Origin of the sequence: Deinococcus aetherius, assembly GCF_025997855.1 — a bacterium.
GTDB classification, from domain to species: Bacteria; Deinococcota; Deinococci; order Deinococcales; family Deinococcaceae; genus Deinococcus; species Deinococcus aetherius.
Genome location: NZ_AP026561.1, coordinates 298717 through 314336, shown reverse-complemented (window position 1 = coordinate 314336; position 15620 = coordinate 298717). Strand labels below are relative to the sequence as shown.

The 15620-nt window shown below is 73.6% G+C and carries 9 protein-coding genes; 8 read left to right on the top strand and 1 reads right to left on the bottom strand.

Annotation, left to right across the window (positions count from 1 at the left end):
- The first annotated feature begins 3 nt into the window (after nt 1–3).
- The 6 genes from DAETH_RS17620 (at nt 4) to DAETH_RS17595 (ending at nt 9012) form a co-directional block, all read left to right on the top strand.
- Nucleotides 4–1035, top strand: a complete 1032-nt coding sequence (locus tag DAETH_RS17620; protein WP_264778060.1) for an ABC transporter ATP-binding protein — start codon at nt 4–6, stop codon at nt 1033–1035.
- Nucleotides 1036–1137: 102 nt separating this feature from the next.
- Nucleotides 1138–3618: a glycoside hydrolase family 3 C-terminal domain-containing protein gene (locus DAETH_RS17615; RefSeq protein WP_264778019.1), complete on the top strand. Its 2481-nt coding sequence runs from the start codon at nt 1138–1140 to the stop codon at nt 3616–3618.
- Nucleotides 3619–3694: 76 nt separating this feature from the next.
- Nucleotides 3695–5854, top strand: coding sequence for a GMC family oxidoreductase (locus DAETH_RS17610; protein ID WP_264778018.1), 2160 nt, complete (start codon nt 3695–3697; stop codon nt 5852–5854).
- A 49-nt stretch (nt 5855–5903) separates the two neighbouring features.
- On the top strand, nt 5904–6728 hold the full coding sequence (locus DAETH_RS17605; RefSeq protein WP_264778017.1) for a sugar phosphate isomerase/epimerase family protein: 825 nt from the start codon (nt 5904–5906) through the stop codon (nt 6726–6728).
- A gap of 34 nt (nt 6729–6762) precedes the next feature.
- Complete coding sequence (locus DAETH_RS17600; RefSeq protein ID WP_264778016.1) at nt 6763–7878, top strand: Gfo/Idh/MocA family protein; 1116 nt, start codon at nt 6763–6765, stop codon at nt 7876–7878.
- Nucleotides 7879–7974: 96 nt separating this feature from the next.
- On the top strand, nt 7975–9012 hold the full coding sequence (locus DAETH_RS17595) for a sugar phosphate isomerase/epimerase family protein (RefSeq protein ID WP_264778015.1): 1038 nt from the start codon (nt 7975–7977) through the stop codon (nt 9010–9012).
- Between the two features lie 3 nt (nt 9013–9015).
- On the opposite strand, the gene DAETH_RS17590 is transcribed toward DAETH_RS17595, so the two are convergent.
- Nucleotides 9016–13554 (bottom strand): MG2 domain-containing protein, encoded by a 4539-nt coding sequence (locus DAETH_RS17590; protein WP_264778014.1) that lies wholly within the window; start codon nt 13552–13554, stop codon nt 9016–9018.
- Between the two features lie 173 nt (nt 13555–13727).
- Between DAETH_RS17590 and DAETH_RS17585 the strand changes: the two genes are divergently transcribed.
- Both DAETH_RS17585 and DAETH_RS17580 read left to right on the top strand, forming a co-directional pair.
- Nucleotides 13728–15197, top strand: coding sequence for a PQQ-dependent sugar dehydrogenase (locus DAETH_RS17585; RefSeq protein WP_264778013.1), 1470 nt, complete (start codon nt 13728–13730; stop codon nt 15195–15197).
- Nucleotides 15194–15541, top strand: coding sequence for a c-type cytochrome (locus DAETH_RS17580; protein ID WP_264778012.1), 348 nt, complete (start codon nt 15194–15196; stop codon nt 15539–15541). Before DAETH_RS17585 ends, DAETH_RS17580 begins: the two co-directional genes overlap by 4 nt.
- Nucleotides 15542–15620: the final 79 nt, after the last annotated feature.

Genomic DNA, 15620 nt, shown 5'->3' with positions numbered 1-15620 from the left:
CTGATGCAGGACGCGGTTCTCGGCACCCCGAACGCCCTGGAACTCGAAGGGCTCACCAAGGTCTTCAAGGTGGGCCGGGCGGGCAAGTCCGTCACCGCCGTCAACAACGTCACCCTGATGATCGCGCGGGGCGAGGTGCTGGGGCTGGTGGGCGAGTCGGGGTCCGGCAAGAGCACCATCGCCCGGTTGATCGCCCGGCTCCACGAACCCACGAGCGGCACGATGCGGCTGGCCGGGCAGGAGGTGCCCAGGCACATGTCGGGCGGGCGGCTGCGCAAGTTCCGCAAGCACGTGCAGATGATCTTCCAGGACCCCTACGGCAGCCTCAACGGGCTGAACACCCTGGGTTACATCCTCTCGCGCCCGCTGCTGATCCACGGGGTCGCCAACCGGCAGAACGTCCACGAGCAGGTGAACGCCCTGCTGGAACGGGTGGGTCTCGCCCCCGGCGCGGCGTGGGCGGCGAAGAAGCCGCACGAGCTGTCCGGTGGGCAAAGGCAGCGCGTGGTGATCGCCCGCGCCCTTGCCGCCCGGCCCGAACTGATCCTGGCGGACGAGCCGACGAGCGCGCTGGACGTGTCGATCCGCCTCGACATCATGAACCTGCTCCTGGACCTGAGGGATCAGGAGGGGCTGGCGATGCTGTTCATCACGCACGACCTAGCGGGGGCGCGGTACATGTCCGACCGGATCGCCGTGATGTACACGGGCTACATCGTGGAGATCGGCCCGGCGGACCGGGTGATCGACGCGCCGCAGATGCCTTACACGAGGCTGCTCAAGTCGGCGGCACCGAAGCCCGAGGCGGGGCTGAACCCCGAGCACATCGAGGCGCGCGGTGAGGTGCCGGACCTGACGAACCTGCCGCCGGGCTGCCCCTTCGAGCCGAGGTGCCCGCACGCGCGGCCGGTGTGCCGGGAGGGGCTGCCGAAGATGTACGACGTGGGGCCGGGGCATCAGGCCCGCTGCATCCTGCACGACCCGGCGCTGGCCGCCCAGCCGCCCCTCCACCCCCACGCCGAGAACCTGGCGTGACGGCGGAACCTCCGGCCAGCACGCGCGGGCCGGTAAGGGACTTCGCGGCGCCCTCTCTTCCCGCCCCACCCTCTGCGCTTCCTTTTCCCCCGAGGTTCCACCATGACGAAGGCCGACACGCGACTCACCTCCATTGACGCCCTGCTCGACCAGATGACCCTGGAGGAACAGGTCTCGCTGCTGGCCGGAGCCGACTTCTGGCGCACCGTCCCCATTCCGCGCCTGAACATCCCCTCCCTCAAGGTCACCGACGGTCCTGCCGGGGCGCGCGGCGGCGGGGCCCTCGTCGGCGGCAAGCAGACGGCGGCCTTCCCCGTCGGCATCGCCCTCGGCAGCACCTGGAACACCGAGTTGCTGCGCGAGGTCGGCGTTCACCTCGCCCGCGAGGCCCAGGACAAGGGGGCGGGCGTCCTTCTCGCCCCCACCATGAACCTCTTCCGCTCCACGCTGAACGGGCGCAACTTCGAGAGCTACTCGGAAGACCCGTACCTGACGGGCCGCCTGGGCACGGCCTACGTGCAGGGCCTCCAGTCGGGGGGCGTGGCCGCCACCGTCAAGCACTACGTCGGCAACGAGTCGGAGTACCAGCGCAACACGATCAGTTCGGACATTCCCGAGCGGGCGCTGCGTGAACTGTACCTGCTGCCCTTCGAGATGACGGTCAGGCAGGGCGGCGCCTGGGCGATCATGACCGGGTACAACAAGCTGGACGGCACGTATTGCAGTGAGAACCCGCGCCTCGTGAACGGCATCCTGCGCGGCGAGTGGGGCTTTACCGGGCTGGTGATGAGCGACTGGGGCGGCACCCACTCGGCCGGAGAGAGCGTGCGCGCCGGGCTCGACCTGGAGATGCCCGGCCCCGCCAAGGCCCGCGCTGGCCTGCTGGAGGAGGCGCGGAACGACGAGGCCACCCGGCAGGCGGTGCGCGAGGCCGCCCGCAACGTCCTGCGCCTGATCGAGCGCACCGGCACCTTCGACCAGCCCCGTGACGTGCGCGACGAGGCCGAGCGCGACGAGGAGTACCCGGACACCCGCGCCCTGATCCGCCGCGCGGGAGCGGAGGGGACGGTGCTGCTCAAGAACGAGGGCGGCCTGCTCCCCCTCCCGACAGGCGCCAAGGTGGCGGTGATCGGGCCGAACGCGGCGACCGGGCAGGTGATGGGCGGCGGCAGCGCGCAGATGAACGCCCACCGCCGGACCTCGCCGCTGGAGGGCCTGCGCGCGGCGCTGGGTGAGGAGAACGTCACCTTTGCTACCGGCTGCGACAACGACCGCTTCCTGCCCGCGCTGGCGGTGCCCGTGCGGGTCGAGTATTTCGCCCCGGACAGTGACGAGGTGCTGGCGACGGAGGAGCGGCAGGGCAGCGAGGTGATGTGGTTCGCCTTCCCCGAGGGCGTGAACCCGTCGAGTTTCCGGGCCCGCCTGAGCCTGACCCTCAGCATTCCGGCGGACGGCGAGTACGAGCTGGGCTTGTTCAGCGCGGGGCGCAGCCGCCTGACGCTGGACGGGGAGGAGGTCATCGACAACTGGACGAACTGGCAGCCGGGCGACACCTACTTCGGCTTCGGCAGCCGTGAGGTGCGCGCGGCCCGCTTCCTGACGGCCGGGGAGCACCGGGCCGTCGTCGAGCTGACGCCCCAGCCCGTGGAGAACACCGTCGCCGCCTTCAGCGCGGTGCGGCTGGGCTTCCGGGCTCCCCTCTCCCCCACCGCCGCCCAGGACGCGGCCCGTCTCGCCGCCGGGGCAGACTACGCCGTCGTCTGCGTCGGCACCAACGGGGAGTGGGAGACGGAAGGGGTGGACCGCTGGGGCCTGGAATTGCCCGGGGGTCAGGACGACCTCGTGCGGGCGGTCGCGGCCGCCAATCCGCGCACCGTCGTCCTCCTCCAGACGGGCGGACCGGTCCTGATGCCGTGGCTGGATCAGGTGCCCGCCCTGCTGCAGGGCTGGTTCCCCGGGCAGGAGGCCGGGCACGCCTTCGCCGACGTGCTGCTGGGGCAGGCCGACCCCGGCGGGAGGTTGCCGCAGACCTTCCCCGCGCGTCTGGAGGACGATCCCACCCACCCCGGGACCCCGGACATTCAGTATCCCGGCGAGAACGGGCACGTCGAGTACCGCGAGGGGCTGTTCATCGGTTACCGCCATGTGGACCGTGCGGGGACCACACCCCTCTTCCCCTTCGGCCACGGGCTGAGCTACACCTCGTTCGAGTTGAGTGACGCGCGGCTGAGCGCGGGTCAGGTCGAGCCGGGCGGCGAGGTGAGCGTCCTGGTCCGGGTGCGGAACACGGGCGAGCGGGTGGGGCAGCAGGTCGTGCAGGTCTACGTGCGCGACGTGGAGACGACGCTGGAGCGGCCCGGTAAAGAACTGAGGGCGTTCGGCAAGGTGACCCTGGAGCCCGGCGAGACCGGAGAGGTCACGCTGCCCCTCGACATGCGCTCGCTCGCCTACTTCGACGACGCGCGGGACGCCTGGGTGGCCGACGCGGGGCAGTTCGAGGTCCTGGTCGGGACGAGCAGCACGGACCTGCCCGTCAGGTTGCCGCTTACCCTGACCGGGGAGTGGAGCGAGGCGGTGGGCTGAGGCCTGCCGGGACGACGGGGCAGGTGAGGGTTCCACCCGTCCCCATCGTCCTGGACCCGCCCCGGGAGCGAGCGAGATGAACGACCTTCGAGCACACCCGACCCTGCGGGCCCTGGTGGACCGCGTCATCCCCGCCGACGACTTTCCCTCCGGCTGGGAAGCGGGGGTCGGCGACTTCCTGCACGGCATCTTCGAGCGGGACCTGCGGGGCCGCCTTCCCTCCCTCCTGGCCGGGCTGGAACGGCTGGAGGAGGAGGCACGGGCGCGGCACGCCCTTCCCTTTCCCAACCTGGGCGGCGAGGCGCAGGACGCCCTGATCACGGACCTGCTGGCCGGGAGGACGGCGGCGGAGTGGGGCGACACCCCTCCCGGCGCCTTTCTCCAGACCCTCGTCCGGCTGACGATGCAGGGCTTCTACGGCGACCCGGACAACGGCGGCAACCGGGACGGGGTGGCGTGGCACATGGTCGGCTACCGCGTCCTGCCGGAGGGCGTCGAGTGGCCGGAGCGGGAGAGAACACCCGCACCCGTCACCGACTGGCACGCGGCGCGCGACCACTACGACGCCGTCGTCGTCGGCTCGGGGGCGGGCGGGGGCGTGGCGGCCTGCGTCCTCGCCGAGGCGGGGCACCGCGTCCTGCTCGTCGAGCGCGGCCCCTGGCTGGCCTCGGGCGACCTGCGGCCCGACCACCTCCGCAGCCAACGCCTCGCCCTGGGGTACGACCAACCCGCCGGGCCGCCCGCCGAGGGCAACCCCCGGGTATTCGCGGGGGCGGCCGGGGACGTGACGGTCTTTCCCGGCGACCCGCGCTGGAACAACAACGCGATGACGGTGGGCGGCGGCACCCGCGTCTACGGGGCGCAGGCGTGGCGGTTGTGCCCCGAGGACTTCAAGATGGCCTCGACGTACGGGGTGCCCGAGGGCAGTTCCCTCGCCGACTGGCCCCTCACGTACGAGGACCTGGAACCGGACTACGACCGCGCCGAGTGGGAGCTGGGCGTGTCGGGCGACCCCACGGGCAACGTCCACGCCGGGCCCCGGAGGCGCGGCTACCCGATGCCGCCGCTCCCTCCCAACGGCAGCGTGGGAGTGTTGCGACAGGGTGCCGAGACGCTGGGCCTGCGGACCTCCCCGGTTCCTCTGCTCATCAACTCGGTGCCGTTCAGCGGGCGCGGCGCCTGCCTGCACTGCGGGGCCTGCGTGGGCTTCGGGTGCCCGGGGGAGTTCAAGACGGACACGCGCAACTCCGTCATCCCGCGCGCCGTCGCCACCGGGCGCTGCGACGTGCTGGTGGGGGTGCAGGCCGAACGGGTGGTCACGGACGAGGGGGGCCGGGTGACGGGCGTCGCGCTCGTGACCGAGGTGAACGGGGAAGTTCTGCGCCGCACCGTCACCGCCGATGGGGTGCTGCTGGGGGCCGGGGCCATCGAGACGGCCCGCCTGCTGTTGAACAGTCCCTCCGCGCGGGAGCCGAACGGCCTGGGCAACAATCACGGTCAGGTCGGGCGCAACCTCCAGGGGCACGTGTACGCGGGGGCGTTCGCCGTGTTCGACGAGCCGGTGCAGGACTGCGTGGGGCCGGGGCCGAGCCTCTCCACGAACGACCACCGCCACGGCAACACGGGCATCCTGGGCGGGGCGATGCTCGCCAACGACTTCGTGCCCATGCCGCTGTGGGTCTACACGATGTTCTCGTCGCTGTCGGCCCTCCCGGCGTGGGGACTGGCGAGCAAGCAGGGCATGCGTGCGCTCTATTCCCGCCTCGCGCTGGTGTTCGGCCCGGTGCAGGAGGTTCCCAACCCCGAGTCGCGCGTCACTCTCGATCCCCAGGTGCGCGACCGCTTCGGGATGCCCGTCGCCCGGCTGAGCGGTGGCCTCCACCCCGAGGACCACAGGACGGCGCGGTTCGTCTCGGAGCGGGCCGCCGAGTGGATGAGGGCGAGCGGCGCCACCACGGTCGTCCCTCTCGTCCTCGCGCCGCCCGAGGGGCCCAGCGCCGGGCAGCACCAGGCGGGGACGTGCCGGATGGGCAGCGACCCGGCGACCTCCGTGACGAACGCCTGGGGGCAGGTCTGGGGGCACGACAACCTGCACGTCGTCGACGGCTCGCTCCACGTCACGAACGGGGGGGTCAACCCGGTCCTGACCATCCTGGCGCTCGCCTACCGGGTGAGCGGGCACGTCGCCCGCCTGCTCGCCGCGCGTGGGGAGGTGGCCCCGACCGCCGCCCGCTGACCTCCTCCCCCCACAACGTCTTTCGACCCCACTCCCCGGAGGTTTCCGCATGACCGACTCACAGACCACCCCGCGAGGCACCCTCTCGGTGCAGATGTACACCTTCCGCGACGCTCAGCAGGCCGACCCCACCGCCACGGTCGCGCGGGTTGCCGGGATCGGCTTCAGGTACGTCGAGCCCTTCGGCATCGGCAGCAGTCGGCAGACCCCCGCCGCGCGGATGGCGACGGCGACCACCCTGCGCCGCGACCTCGGCGACCACGGCCTGGGGCTCTCGTCCGTCCACGCCGCCGCGCCGTACGGGCCGCAGGCGGACGCCATCCTCGACGAACTTGATCTTATCGGGGCCAAACTCGCCGTCGTCTCCTGGCCCGGCGAGGTCCACGGCTTCGAGCGCGACGCCCTCTCGACGCTGGACGGCACCCGGCGGTTCGCGGGGGCGATGAACGAGGCCGCGCGGAATGCCTCGGCTCGGGGCATCCGGCTCGGCTACCACAACCACTGGTGGGAGTGGGACACGCTGGAAAACGGGCAGGCCGCCTACGACACCCTCCTGGGCCTGCTCGATCCCCAGGTCTTCACCGAGGTCGATATCTACTGGGCGCGCACGGCGGGGCAGGACCCGGCCGAGCTGCTGCAGCGCCTCGGCGACCGGACGCTCGCCCTCCACGTCAAGGACGGCCCGGCGACCCCCGAGGCGGATCAGGTGCCGCTCGGCGGGGGCGTGGTGGACTACCGCGCCGCCATCCTCGCCGCCCCCTCCGCGAAGTGGCATGTGCTGGAGATGGACCGCAGCGCCGGGGACGTGTTCGCCGACGTCGAGCAGAGTGCGCGCCGACTTGTCGAAGAGGGCCTCTCAAGCTGGGAGGGGTAAGCCCCTCTCCTCTCCCCCACCAAAAGGAAGACCCATGACCCACAAGATCGGCATCGTCGGGACCGGCAACATCAGCGCCGCCTACCTCAAGATCGCCCGCGAACTCGAACTCTTCGAGGTGAAGGCGGTCACCGATATAGACCCGGGACGCGCGCAGGCGCAGGCCACCGAGCACGGCACGCGGGCGATGACGCGAGAAGAACTCCTCGCCGACCCCGAGATCGTGGCCGTCGTGAACCTCACGCCGCCCGCCGCGCACGCGGAGGTGAGCCTGGGAGCCCTGCGCGCCGGGAAGCACGTCTACAGCGAGAAGCCGCTGGCGGTGGAGCGCGAGGACGGGCGGGCCATCCTGCGCGAGGCGGAAGAACGCGGCCTGCGGGTGGGCTGCGCGCCGGACACCTTTTTGGGCGCGGGGCTCCAGACCGGGCGGGAACTCCTCGACGCCGGGGCCATCGGGCGCCCGGTCGCCGCCACGGCCTTTTTCATGGGGAGCGGGCCGGAGTCCTGGCATCCCAGCCCGGACTTCTTCTACCAGCCGGGGGCGGGGCCGCTCTTCGACATGGGGCCGTACTACCTCACCGCCCTGATCAACATGCTCGGCGCCGTGACGCGGGTGGGCGGCAGCGCCGTGAAAGCGTTCGAGGAGCGCGTGGTGGGCAGCGGGGCGCGGCAGGGGGAGAAGATAGGGGTGAACACCCCCACCCACGTCACCGCGCAACTCGGCTTCGGGGGCGGGCAGGCGGCCACCTTCATCGCCAGCTTCGACACGCCCGCGAGCGAGCTGCCGCGCATCGAGGTTTACGGGACGGAGGGGACCCTGAGCCTCCCCGACCCGAACACCTTCGGGGGCCCGCTGAGACTGCGCCGCCGGGGGGCCGAGGAGTGGGAGACGGTGGAACTCACCCGCCCCTTCCACAGCAATGCCCGGGGCATCGGGCTGGCGGACATGCTCGACGCCATCGCGCACGGCACCCCCCACCGGGCGAGCGGCGACCTCGCCTTCCACGTCCTCGACGTGATGCACACGATCCTGGAGGCTGCCGAGCAGGAGCGCACGCTGGCGCCGGGCAGCTACGCGGAGCGGCCCGAGGCACTTGCGGCCCAGCCCGCATGGTTCAGGGGCACGCCATCGGGGGCGCCGGGGGCTTAAGCTGTCCCCCGGGCATCCGACCCACACAACCCACACGCCCTTCCCGCGCCGCCCGTCCAGCCCCCGGCTGCGGGCGGCCCCTCCCCTGGAGACCCCATGCCCAGACTCGTGACCTTGTTTACCGGCCAGTGGGCCGACCTCCCAATCAAAGAACTCGCGCCGCTGGCGAAGCAGATGGGCTACGACGGCCTGGAACTCGCCTGCTGGGGCGACCACTTCGACGTTCAGGCGGCGCTGAGGGACGACGGCTACGTGCAGCAGAAACGCGCCCTACTTGAGCAACACGGCCTGCAATGCGTGGCGATCAGCAACCACCTCGTCGGGCAGGCGGTGTGCGACCCCATCGACGAGCGGCACCGCTCCATCCTCCCCGCCCACGTCTGGCAGGGCGGCGACCCGGAGGGGGTGCGGCGGCGGGCGGCACAGGAGATCATCGACACGGGCCGGGCCGCGCGCAGGTTCGGCGTCGGCGTGGTGAACGGCTTCACGGGCTCGTCGATCTGGCACAGCCTGTACGCCTTCCCGCCCACCGACCAGGCGTTCTGGGACCGGGGCTTCGCGGACTTCGCGGCCCGCTGGACGCCGATCCTCGACGCCTTCGACGCGGAGGGGGTCAACTTCGCGCTGGAGGTCCACCCCACCGAGATCGCGTTCGACATCGCCACGGCGCACAGGGCGCTGGAGGCCGTGCGGAATCACCCCCGCTTCGGCTTCAACTTCGACCCCAGCCACCTGGGGTATCAGCACGTGGATTACGTCCGCTTCCTGCACACTTTCGGAGGCCGCATCTTCCACGCGCACATGAAGGACGTGTGGTGGGGCCACGGAACGGGCGAGGTGGGCGTCTTCGGCGGGCACACGAGTTTCGGCGACCACCGCCGCTACTGGGACTTCCGCTCGATGGGACGCGGGGACATCAATTTCGAGGCAGTTATCGTCGCGCTGAACGACATCGGCTACGCGGGGCCGCTGAGCGTCGAGTGGGAGGACTCGCGCATGGACCGGGTACACGGGGCGACCGAGAGCGCAGCCTTCCTGCGGCGGCTCGACTTCCCGGGCTCGAACGTGGCCTTCGACGCCGCCTTCGCGGGGGAGGAGCAGTCGGGCGGGGCCCAGGAGTCGCCCGCGTCCTGAGCCCTACTCCAGCACCTCCACCGCCTCCGCGCTCCCGACGGCGGGCACGCCGCCACCGGCGAAGTCCACCCGGGGGGCCGGGGCGGTGTAGCGGCCCGGGGCGAGGGCGCGCAACTGGTAGCGGATGGTGGTGACGCCCGGCGCGACCCGTTCCAGGTAGAAGACCGCCCGGTCGTCGTAGAGGGACCGCTCGGCCCAGGCCACGGTGCCCGAGCGCGGCGGGTTGACCGAGCCCGGATACGCGAAGGGCCGGTCGTCCACCGCCTCCAGGCCGCCGGGGAGGGGATCGGTGACGCGCAGGTGCCGCGTCCCCACGTCGGCGCGCACGGTCAGCGTCACCGTGACCACCCCGTCGCGCTCCACCCGCGTGCGGTCGTACTGCCGCTCGACGTGGACGAGGCTGGGGGCGGCGGGCGCCGTGCCTCCCGCGCGGACCCGCAGTTCCCTGCGGAAGGCGAAGGGGCCGTCCCCCTGGAGGGTCAGCGCCCCTCCTGCTTTCACCGCCTCCGGGGGCACCACAACGCGGAGGGGGGCGCCCACCCGCACGGTTTTTTCCCAGGGCCCCACCCGCAGGGTGACCTCGCCCGGCCGCTGCCCCGCCGTCTCCCCCTCCACCACGCGGCGCAGGGCGCGCAGGGCCGCCCCGGTAGCGAGCGGGCCGGGCCAGGCGGCGCCGGTCTTGCGGTCGAGGAGCGCCCCCGTCAGGGGCGGGATGTCCGCCCGCTGTCCCAGCGCCGCCGCCGCCTCCAGCAGCAGGGCGGTGGGTTCGGTGTCGCCCCTCCAGCCCCCGGCGTCACCGAGGACCAGGGTGCCCGTCGTGGTCGTCCGCGCCCCGCGCCGTGCCCGCGTGTAAAGGGGCCGGGCGAGGTCGGGGGCGACCGGGGCGAGGACGGCGGCAAGCTGCGCGGCGTCCGCAGGGTCGGCGGGGCCACCCGACCGGGCGAGGCGGAAGGCGGCGGTGGGGTCTCCGGCCCGGGCGAGCGTGGCGGCGAGGAGCACGCGGTCCGGTTCGCCCGTGCCCGCCTTCGCCAGCAGGCGGCGGGCGTCGTCGGCGGCCACCGTCAGGGTCGCCGCGTCCGTCAGGCCCACCCCCTTCGCCTGGGTCAGGGCGCCCAGGGCCCGTGCGGTCATCTCGGCGGTGGGGGCGCTCCCGGCGGTCCAGCCCCACCCCTCCTGGCCCCGCAGGGCGAGCAGGGAGGCGAGGTCGCGCCGGGCCTGCCCCAGCGCCCGCCCGGCGACGTCGGGCCAGCCCAACCGGGTGCCCATCGCCGCGAGGTCGAGGTTGGCTCCCAATCGGGCCGCCACCCCGTCGGTCGTGACCCAGCGTTCCTCCGGGTCGGCGAGCCAGGCGTCGAGTCCGGTCAGGGCGGCTTGCAGCGGCGTGGCGGCGAGGTCCACGACCAGGCTCTCGACCGCCGCGCCGCCGGGCCGAGTCAGGGGGTCGGTCTGGGTGCCCGGTCCCGCCTGCGCCCCGCTCCGGGTGAGGAGGGTGCGCGGCCCCGCCTCGCGCAGGGGGAGGGTCTCGCGCAGCGCGTCACGGTTCGTGCCCCGCTGTGCCCAGGCGTCGAGCAGGACGTTGCGGCCTGTCCCCGGCGCGGTGAGCGGGAGGAGCGCGGTCGCGGCCCCGGCCTTCAGGGGCAGGACCCGAGTGGTTTCCTTCCCGCCGACCCCCAGGCCCAGGGTGACGTTGCCCTGCCCGGCGGCCCCTCCCGGCCCGGTGCGGTCGAGGACGCTCACGGCGGCGCGGCCCGTGTCCCCCTGAGTCAGGACGCGGGGGCGGGCGAGCCGCAGGGCGAAGGGCAGTTCGGCGCGCACCTCCCCCCGGGTTTCCCCGGCACCGCCCCCCCGGGTCAGGGCGCGGGCGCTCACCCGGTACGGCCCCAGCGCCTCGGGGAGGCGGACCCGGACGCGGGCGGTGCCGTCTTGCCCGGTGGTCACCGTGCGGAAGAGGGCCACCTCGCGCAGGTCCTGCCTCGGCACGCCGCCCTCGGCCCCGCCCCCGCCCCCGCCGCCCCCGTCGGCGGGCGCCCCGGCGGTCGAGTACACCTGCACGTCGGGGTAGCTCGCCCCCCACAGCAGGCGCCAGGGGTCGGGGCTGGGGTCGCCCGCGAGCGCATAGACGGCCTCGTTCACCACGGCGAGCGTGACGAGGGCGGGGACCGGGCGGCCTCCCTGCCGGGTGCTCACGGTCAGGGTGGTCTCCTCCCCGGGCCGCAGGGTGGCCTTCCCGGAGGTGACCGTCACGTCGAGCTGCCGGTCGGTGCGGGGCACGTACAGGAGGTCCGTGCCCGATCTGAGCGAGTCCGCCCCGAAGACCGCCGCTGCCGAGAAGGTGAGGCCGGGCGCGAGGTCGGGGGTGACCTTCCACTCCAGGCGCATCTCGGGCCCCGTCACCCGCACGAGGCGCGGGGTCACGCGGCCCTCGGCGTTCGCGCTCAGGAGGACGGGCGTGCCGGTCGGGAGGTTGGTGCGCAGGGTGAGGCGGGCGGTGTCGCCCACCGCGTAGCGGGTGCGGTCGGCACTCAGGCCGAGCGTGCGACCCTGCTCGATTCGCGCGGGCTCGGGCACGAAGGCGGCCTGGAAAGTCGCGCGCACCGGGCGGCCCGCCGCGTCCCGCGCCGACAGGCGGACGAGGTAGGCCCCCGGCTTCCCCACCCGGAAGGCGAGGTCGAGCGCCCCCCCGGCCCCGCTGCGCTCCTCCCGCCGCGAGACGACCTCCTCGCGGTCGCGGGACTCGGTGCGCCCGCCCACCTGCACGGCCTCGCTGTAGGCGCGGACCACTGTGACGGCCACGGGGCGGCCTGCCAGCGGCGCGCCCTTGCCGACCTGCCGGACGAGGACGCGGGCCCGCACCTCCTCGCCCGTCTGGTTCGGGAAGCCGGGCAGCTCGAACTTCAGCCCGGCAGGGTGGACGGTGACTTCGCGCGAGGCGAGCACGTCCCGCCCGTACTCGTCGCGGGCGCGGACGACGACCGTGTAGACACGGGGCACGCCACCGGTCGCGGTGGGGCGCAGGGTGGTCTGCCCCTTCCCCGAGGCGATGTCGAGCCGGGCGGCGGGCTTCTGCCCGGGGTCAAGGCTGGGCGAGGAGCGCCAGTAGTCCCACGATTCGGTCTCCAGCCCGAAACGTTCGTACGGGTTCCCGGTGTCCACCGCCCCCGGCCAGAGCGTCCCGCGCTCGTAGCCGCCGCCGAGGTAGGCGTCCGCCCGCACAGTCGCTCCGCCCCCCGCGTACAGCTCGGCTCGGGCGTTCACCGGCAGGGGCTCGCCGCTCACGACCTCCGCCGGGCCGCCGAGATCGAGGGTAAACTGCGGCTTGACGAAGGCCTGCACCCGCACGGGCAGGCTGGCGATGTCGGGCGCGGGGGCAGGGTTGCCCGGCGTGGAGGGGCCGGGCACTTCGACCTCCACCCGGTACTCGCCCACCCGCACGTCCTCGGGGAGGGGGAACTCGAACCCCACCAGGCCGTTCGCGTCGGCGGTGGCCGACCGCCGCGCGAGGGTCAGGGCCGGGTAGCCGTCATCTACCAGCCGCACGGTGACGGGGCCCCGGTACGGCACCCGCGTCCCGGGCCCGAGCCTGTAGGCCACCGCCAGCCCACGCAGGGTCTCGCCGGGACGGTACACCGGCTTGTCGGTCTGGATCAGGGCCCGCGCCCGCGTCTCGTCGCCCGTCCACAGCCCGAACTCCCCCGCCCCCAGCACGGCCCGCTGGGTCACGCCGCCGGGCGCCGCGTCCCCGTACACGGCGAGCCGCTCCCGGTCCCGGTGGGGCAGGAACGCGAGACCCCGGGAGTCCGTCGTGACAGGGGGCAGGGGCCGCGACGACACGGTCCGGCCCTCGTCATTCAGGAGGGAGGCGACCGCCCGCAGCCGCACGCCGGGGAGCACCCTGCCGTCGTCGAGCCGGGCCGCCCATACCCACACGCCCGCCGGGGTGGTCAGCGCCGTCAGGGCGAGGTCGGTGACCTCCAGCACCTCGGCGTCGAGGACCGAGGCGGGCGCGTCAGCGCGTGAGGCGGTCACGAGGTAGCGCCCGGGGCTCAGGCGCTCCAGCGGGACGGCGGCCCGGTCCCCCGCGAGCCTCACACGCACGGTGCGCAGGGCGCCGCCCGTGGTCCGCAGACTCACCTCGCCGGGGGTCGCCGGGGCGAGCGGCAGCACGCGCACCTCCCAATCTGTCCCCTGACCCGAGGGGGCGTTCGACTCCCGGTTGAGGAAGAGCGTCACCGGGCGGGCGCTCGGCTGGGGCGGCACATACCACTGCGGGCCGCTCAGCCGCACGGACTCGGGAGTGGACTTCACGTTCCCGGCGCGGCCGTAGAGCACCCGTTCGCCGTAGGGGATGGTCACGACCGGGCGCTCCCCCTCCGAGGTGCGCAGGACGGTCACGGGCTTCCCGGAGGGCAGCGTGAGGACCGGGGCGCCGCCCAGCGCCGGGGAGGCGTACAGCGGGGTGGGCGCGACCGTCACGTCCGCCCGGGCACTGGCCCCCAGGCAGGCCGTCAGGAGCAGGAGGGCTCGCAGGGAAAGGCGCGGCATACCCCAGCATAGGCGGCGCCCGGCGGGGGCGGAGGGCAAGTGCGCCGCCGTGGGCCCGACCGTGGATTCCGGGGAACCTGAAGAAAGTGTCAAAGGGGCTGCGGTGGCGGGCACGCCCCACCTCCTACGATGGAAGCCTGACCCGAAGCTGTTTTCCCATCAGGAGGCGGACCTTGAAGACCGCGCGCTCCCCCGGACGTTCCCTCGCCGCCGCCCTGCTCACCGGCCTGCTGCTGACCTCCTGCTACAGCCTGCTCCCCTCGAAGGGCGGGGGGCAGATCGCTCCTCCCGCCGCCCGCCTCGTGCGGCCCGCCGACGTGGCCGTTCCCGCCGGGTACCGGGTGGAGGCCGTCGCCACCGGGCTCAACTTCCCCACCGCCGTCGCCTTCGACGACTCGGGGCGCCCCCACGTGCTGGAGGCCGGGTACTCCTACGGGGAGGTCTTCTCGGTTCCCCGGCTCCTGCGGGTCGAGGCGAACGGCCAGCGCACCGAGGTCGCGCGGGGCGAGAGCCCGCCCTGGAACGGCCTGGACTACGCGAACGGCACCTTCTACGTCGGCGAGGGGGGCGAGGTCGGCGGGGGGCGGATCGTGAAGATCACCCCGGACGGGCGGGTCACGCCCCTGGTGGAGAACCTGCCGAGCTTCGGGGACCACCACACCAATCGCCCGGTCGTGGGCCGCGACGGCTACGTGTACTTCGGGCAGGGCACCGCCACGAACAGCGCCGTCGTCGGGCCGGACAACGCGGATTACGGCTGGCTCAGGCGTCACCCCGAGTTCCACGACACCCCCTGCGCGGACGTGACCCTCGCGGGGCGCAACTTCGAGTCGGAAAATCCCCTCACCCCGCAAGCCGACCGGGTGACGACGGGCGCGTTCCTGCCCTTCGGCACTCCCTCGCAACCCGGGCAGGTCGTGCGCGGCGCGCTGCCCTGCGGGGGCGCGGTGATGCGGGTGCCCGAACGGGGCGGGCCGCTCGAACTCGTCGCCTGGGGCTTCCGCAACCCCTTCGGCCTCGCCTTCGCGCCGGACGGCGCTCTCTACGTCGCGGACAACAGCTACGACGAGCGCGGCAGCCGCCCGGTGTACGGGGCCGGGGACCCGCTGTGGAAGGTCACGCCGGGGACGTGGTACGGCTGGCCCGACTTCCACGCGGGGCGGCCCCTGAGCGACGCCGACCACTTCACCGGGCCCGGCAAGCCGCCGCCCGGACAGGTTCTGGCGCGGGCACCGGGCACCCCGCCGAAACCCGCCGCCCTGCTGGGCGTGCACTCCTCCTCGAACGGGATCGACTTCGGGCGCGGCGCCTTCGGGTACGCGGGCGAGGCGTTCGTCGCCCAGTTCGGGGACCTCGCGCCGGGGGTCGGCAAGGTCCTCGGCCCGGTGGGCTACAAGGTGGTGCGGGTGGATGTGGCGACCGGGCGGGTGGAGGACTTCGCGGTGAACCGGGGTCCCGAGAACGGCCCGGCCTCCAGACTCGGGGGCGGCGGCTTCGAGCGCCCGGTGGACGTGCGCTTCACCCCGGCGGGCGACGCCCTGTACGTGGTGGACTTCGGGGTGATGACCACGACGAAGAAGGGCCAGATCCCGCAGCCCAACACGGGCGTCCTGTGGCGCATCACCCGGGAGGGGGCGCGGTGAGACGGCTCCTTCCCCTCCTCCTGCTCGCCCCCCTGCTGACCGCCTGCCTCCCCCAGCGGCGGGACGCGCCCCTCGTCGGGGAACTCACCGGGCTCAGCCCCCAGGAGGCGCGCGGGCGGGTCGTGTACATGGCGAACTGCCAGCAGTGCCACCCCGGCGGCGCCGAGGGGCTGGGCCCGGCCCTCAACAACAAGCCCCTGCCCCACCTCGCCATCCGCGCCCAGGTGCGCGCCGGGCTGGGCGCCATGCCCGCCTTCGACGCCTCCGAGATCAGCGACGCGGACTTGGAGGCGCTCGCGGACTACGTGGTGCGGCTGCGCGAGCACGGCTTCGGCGGGCGGTAGCCCACACGTCGGCCGTCCTCTCAACGAGGGGGGGAGCAGGGGAAAACAGGTTGCTCGTCACGTGACGAGCAGACGGGCC

Excerpts from the sequence above, each read along its gene's own strand:
- DAETH_RS17620 (WP_264778060.1), top strand. The coding sequence starts at position 4 with ATGCAGGACGCGGTTCTCGGCACCCCGAACGCCCTGGAACTCGAAGGG.
- DAETH_RS17615 (WP_264778019.1), top strand. The coding sequence starts at position 1,138 with ATGACGAAGGCCGACACGCGACTCACCTCCATTGACGCCCTGCTCGAC.
- DAETH_RS17610 (WP_264778018.1), top strand. The coding sequence starts at position 3,695 with ATGAACGACCTTCGAGCACACCCGACCCTGCGGGCCCTGGTGGACCGC.
- DAETH_RS17605 (WP_264778017.1), top strand. The coding sequence starts at position 5,904 with ATGACCGACTCACAGACCACCCCGCGAGGCACCCTCTCGGTGCAGATG.
- DAETH_RS17600 (WP_264778016.1), top strand. The coding sequence starts at position 6,763 with ATGACCCACAAGATCGGCATCGTCGGGACCGGCAACATCAGCGCCGCC.
- DAETH_RS17595 (WP_264778015.1), top strand. The coding sequence starts at position 7,975 with ATGCCCAGACTCGTGACCTTGTTTACCGGCCAGTGGGCCGACCTCCCA.
- DAETH_RS17590 (WP_264778014.1), bottom strand. The coding sequence starts at position 13,554 with ATGCCGCGCCTTTCCCTGCGAGCCCTCCTGCTCCTGACGGCCTGCCTG.